Raw genomic sequence first — 4,984 nt, 5'->3', positions numbered from 1 at the left:
GGTCAGCGGCGGGGCGGCGGGCAGGGGGCGTGATGCTGGCGTGTGCCGTGCTCAGCTCTTCGGCCTGGGCCTGCGGGGATAAGATGGCAGACGATCCTTGGGTTTCCCCTTGGAAGATGGAGTACATCAGCGTTCTGACGTCCCCTCTGATCGATGACTATGCAACGGAGCTGAGAGAAGCATCGCCCATGGCCGATGGTTGGCTCTCGCTTCCGCAGATCAGGCTCAGTCGTTCGAATTCGGCCTCACGCACGCTTCCCTTCTCGCTGCTGGGTGGGAGCATTGTGTACGTCCAGTCGGAAGGCGGGGCCGGTGAGCGTGTCTGCCGCGAGGAGCTGTGGCGGAGCCAAAGATCTGATAGCTGGAATTCCGAAGCGGCCGGCCTGGTGTCCCGCGAGGTGCCTTTGTCCCCTCCTACCGACGTCGAGATTGATCCTTCAGCGAGAACGGCGGCTGCCGGACTTCTCCGGGCGATATCCAAGGACTTCGTGCTCGCCGAAGCACGTGATTATCTCTACGACGACCAGGAACGCCTTGTCGAGATCCGCAAGCACGGGCGTGGATCGGATGGCATGTTGTTCAGCCAGACATTGAACTGCATGAAGTATGACAAGCACAGTCGACCGACATGGTCGGCGCAGCCAACTTCAGCCAGTCTGCGTCAAGGTGGAGAGGGATTGACCTGTGATCAGATGGATCAAGGCAACGCACTGGTGCAACAATATCTGCTCGATGATGATGGCCGGATGTATGCCTCTGTCAGATCAACGCCGCCGTCGCCATCGATGGGGCGGAATGTCATGGCATCGGTCAGGGGTACGTCCGGGTGGACCGGCGTTGCGGAGTACATAAGGCCGTCCGAGCGGAGCGTCTACGGATATGAGACCTATGCGATGGCCCGGATGGATCAGCAACTGGGGGTTTACGCGATCAACAGCATCGAAGGGGATCTGTTGCCGGCCGATGCGCAGCCTCTCTATCACGATGCCGTTACCCGGCTGGGCGTGAAGGGTGCAGACCTGCGGTACGACTTCGTCAACGTCATCATTCCCGCCGAGGTGGGAATGAATGGGTTCTCGCAACTGTCGACCTATCCCCGGATCCGTAGTCATCGCGTTGCGGAGAAGATGCGGGTTCACGAAGTGTTTGAAGCAGATTCCCATGCACTGCGCCGGCGGGCCTGGGCCAGCGATTCCGGGCCGGTCTATCGCCAGGAGGATTACGATAAGGCTGGACGCCTGGTGCAGGTCATCAATGGCGGGGTGAATCCTGACGTACCGATGCCGGAAGACGCCATCGCTGCAGACGGATTCGATGCACGCGTGCTCCAAGGGTCGGGCGAAGGCTACAGGGTGTTTCACTTCGACCGGCGAGGACGTCCCGAGCGCGTGCTGGTGTGCGGAAAAATGGCGGCGGGCGCGGAATCACGCGATGAGATGCACTGCGGTAAAAGTGACCGTAGCGTTGTCGTCTACCAGAACAACGAGATCAGTGGTTTCCTCAAGGATACCTATGGATGGCGTGACCGGCCTCTGGCCGCAGGCTCTCCGCTCTGACGTCGCAGCTTTTCCACATCCGCTGTGGCTTCCCGTGCTGGTGGGATCGGTGCTCCAGCGGGATCCGATCTGGGCAATCAGGCCACCACAACGGGCGCGCAGCGGGGTGCTCAGCGTTTCGGTGATCACCCCGCTGCGCGATCCATCCTGCCGCCGGCGCACGTTCCATTGCCAGGCGAGCAATCCGGCCTCCCCCTTGGCGCTTTTCCACACCGGCTGTGGAATGATGCCGAATCAACCTGTGGATAGGTGGACCAGACCCTGACGGCACAAGGCCTTCCACGGTGTGGTGAAAAAACCGCCAGGGCGGATCGGCATCATCGCGGGTGCACGGGGCAGATGGCACCGTAGCGCCGTCGCTGGAGGGGATGGTCATGGGCAACGGCATGCGTGGGTTCGGACTGGTGGGCCTCGCCCTGTTGGCGGGCTGTGGCCAGGCGCCACCGACTGCCCTGGGAACGCTGGAATGGGACCGGATCACCGTGCCGGCGCCGGCGGCCGAAGTGATCGCAGCGGTGGAGGTGCGCGAAGGCCAGCCGGTCAAGGCCGGCACCGTGCTGATGCAGCTGGATCCGGCCCGTGGCGATGCCCAGTTCGCCGCCGCACAGGCCGACACCGCGCGCGCGCAGGCGCAGCTGGAAGAACTGAAGATCGGCCCACGGCAGGAGCAGATCGCGCAGGCCCAGGCACAGCTGGCCGCGCTACGCGCGGAGTCGGTGGAAGCCAGTGCATACTACCGGCGGGTGCAGCCGCTGGCACGCCAGCGCCTGATCGCCGCCGCCGAGCTGGACCGCGCACGGGCCGCCGCCGGCAACGCTGAAGCCAGCGTGCTTGCCGCCGAGCAGGCCTGGCTGGAGCTGGTGCACGGCAGCCGCGCGCAGGACATCGCGCAGGGCCAGGCGGCGGCGGACGCTGCGCAGGCGCAGCAGGTGGTGCAGGGCGTCAACCTGCAGAAGCTGCAGCTGCGCGCCCCCCGCGATGGCGTGGTCGACGCCTTGCCCTATCGGCAGGGCGACCAGGCGCCGATCGGCGCACCACTTGCGGTGATGCTGGTCGGCGAGCGCCCCTATGCGCGCGTCTACCTGCCGCAGGCACTACGGTTGCAGGTCAAGGTCGGGCAGGCCGCGCAGGTGCATCTGGAAGGGCAGGGCGCGGCGCTGAAAGCGCATGTGCGCTCGATCCGCAGCGAACCCTCGTTCACCCCGTACTACGCGCTGACCGGCGATGACGTCGCGCGCCTGAGCTACCTGGCCGAGATCGAAGTGGACGAGGCGACCGACATGCAGAAGCTCCCGGCGGGGCTGCCGGTGCGGGTGAGCTTCTGAACACCGGCGACGACATTGCCGTGCATGCGCAGGGCCTGACCCGCCGCTTCGGCGACCTGCTGGCCGTGGACAATGTCGACCTGACCGTGCCTCGCGGCCAGGTCTACGGCTTCCTCGGCCCGAACGGCTCGGGCAAGTCGACCACGATCCGCATGCTGTGCGGCCTGCTGGAGCCGAGCGCGGGGCATTTCGAGGTGCTGGGCCTGTCGGTGCCGGAACAGGCCGAGGCGCTGCGCCGCCGCATCGGCTACATGACCCAGCGCTTTTCGCTGTACGAAGACCTGTCGGTGCGTGAGAACCTGGAGTTCCTTGCCGCCATCCAGGACCTGCCGCGCGCGCAGGCCCGGCAGCGCGTCGATGCACTGTTGCAGCAGTATCGGCTGCAGGACCGGCAGCCGCAGTTGGCCGGCACGCTCAGCGGCGGGCAGAAGCAGCGCCTGGCCCTGGCCGGTGCCGTGGTGCACGCGCCCGAACTGCTGTTCCTGGACGAGCCGACCAGCGCGGTCGACCCGGAATCGCGCCGCGATTTCTGGGAGGCCTTGTTCGAACTGGCCGACGCCGGTACCACCGTGCTGGTGTCGACCCACTACATGGACGAGGCCGAGCGCTGCCACCGTCTGGCGATCCTGGATCGCGGCGCGCTGGTGGCCGATGGCACGCCGGCCGAACTCTGTGCGCGGTTGCAGGGGCGCACGCTGCAGGTCACCTCTTCGCAGCCACGCCAGGCCAGCCGCGCGCTGGCCGACCTGCCCGGCGTGCTGAGCGTGGCGCAGATCGGCACGCAGCTGCGCGTACTGTGCAGTGAAGACGCGGCCGACATGGCGGCGCTGCAGCGCGCCTTGGCCGGTGCCGATCCACAGGCGCATATCGAGGCGGTCGCGCCGAACCTGGAAGACGTGTTCGTCGCTGCCACCCGAGGTCGTGGCCGGGAGCCGGCGGCATGAACCTGCGCCGGCTGTGGGCGATCATGCTCAAGGAGCTGCGCCAGCTGCGCCGCGACCGCATCACGCTGGCGATGATCGTCGGCATTCCGGTGATGCAGCTGCTGCTGTTCGGCTATGCGATCAACCTCAACCTGCGCCATCTTGATGCGGGTGTGGCCGACCAGGCGAACAGCGCGGCCTCGCGCGCGCTGGTGCAGGACATGGTCGCCACCGGTGTGATCACCCCGCGCAGCGAAGCCTACAGCCCGGATCAGCTGATGCAGGCGCTGCGCCGCGGCGAGATCAGCGTCGGCATCGTGGTGCCGGCCGATTTCGAGCGCCGTCGTTTCGATGGGCGCGAAGCGGTGCAGGTGCTGGTCGATGGCAGCGATACCGTGGTGCAGAGTGCGGCGATCCAGCTGGCGCAGGTGCCGCTCGACACGCGCCCGACCAGCAATACGCGACCGCTGCGCGAAGGCAGCATCGCCAGTGGGCAGGTCAGCGTGACCAGCTTCTACAACCCGCAGCGGCGCTCTGCGGTGAATATCGTCCCCGGCTTGATCGGGGTGATCCTGACCATGACCCTGGTGATGTTCACGGCGGTGGCGGTGGTGCGCGAACGCGAGCGCGGCAACATGGAGCTGCTGATCGCCACGCCGGTATCGCGCAGCGAACTGATGGTGGGCAAGGTGCTGCCCTATGCGGCTATCGGCCTGCTGCAGACCACGCTGGTGCTGGTGCTGGGCACCTGGCTGTTCCAGGTGCCGATCCGCGGCAGCCTGCTGGACATCTACCTGGCCGCGGTGCTGCTGGTGCTGGCCAACCTGGCGCTGGGCCTGTTGATCTCCACGCGCGCGCGCTCGCAGTTCCAGGCAATGCAGATGACGTTGTTCCTGTTCCTGCCGTCGATCCTGTTGTCCGGCTTCATGTTCCCGTTCGCCGGCATGCCACGGCCGGTGCAGTGGCTGGCCGAAGTGCTGCCGCTGACCCACTTCCTGCGACTGGTGCGCGGCATCATGCTGCGCGGCGCCTCGCTGTGGGAGCTGTGGCACGACGCACTGGCGCTGCTGGCCTTCATCGTGGTGATGATGACGCTGGCGATCCTGCGCTTCCGCAAGCGATTGGATTAGGGAATGCCGACCAACGGTCGGCATCTACCCTGGTGGGTGGCGCCCGGTGG

General features: G+C 66.4%; 4 protein-coding genes. All 4 read left to right on the top strand.

Going from position 1 to position 4,984, the window contains the following annotated elements:
- Positions 1–1,556 (top strand): hypothetical protein (locus tag QRO93_RS21050; RefSeq protein WP_285304350.1); only part of this gene is annotated, 1,556 nt, incomplete at its 5' end.
- A gap of 368 nt (positions 1,557–1,924) precedes the next feature.
- Positions 1,925–2,881: an HlyD family secretion protein gene (locus QRO93_RS21045; protein WP_180879805.1), complete on the top strand. Its 957-nt coding sequence runs from the start codon at positions 1,925–1,927 to the stop codon at positions 2,879–2,881.
- 20 nt (positions 2,882–2,901) lie between these two features.
- Entirely contained in the window at positions 2,902–3,825 is a 924-nt protein-coding gene (locus tag QRO93_RS21040) for an ABC transporter ATP-binding protein (RefSeq protein WP_180879807.1), read from the top strand.
- Positions 3,822–4,934, top strand: a complete 1,113-nt coding sequence (locus QRO93_RS21035; RefSeq protein ID WP_008265309.1) for an ABC transporter permease — start codon at positions 3,822–3,824, stop codon at positions 4,932–4,934. The genes QRO93_RS21040 and QRO93_RS21035 overlap by 4 nt, the downstream gene beginning before the upstream one ends.
- Positions 4,935–4,984 lie beyond the last annotated feature (50 nt).

This window comes from Stenotrophomonas maltophilia group sp. Smal17 (genome assembly GCF_030237045.1).
Classification (GTDB): Bacteria; Pseudomonadota; Gammaproteobacteria; order Xanthomonadales; family Xanthomonadaceae; genus Stenotrophomonas; species Stenotrophomonas forensis.
The sequence above is the reverse complement of the archived record's forward strand: the minus strand, read 5'-3'. Positions and strand labels throughout refer to the sequence as shown.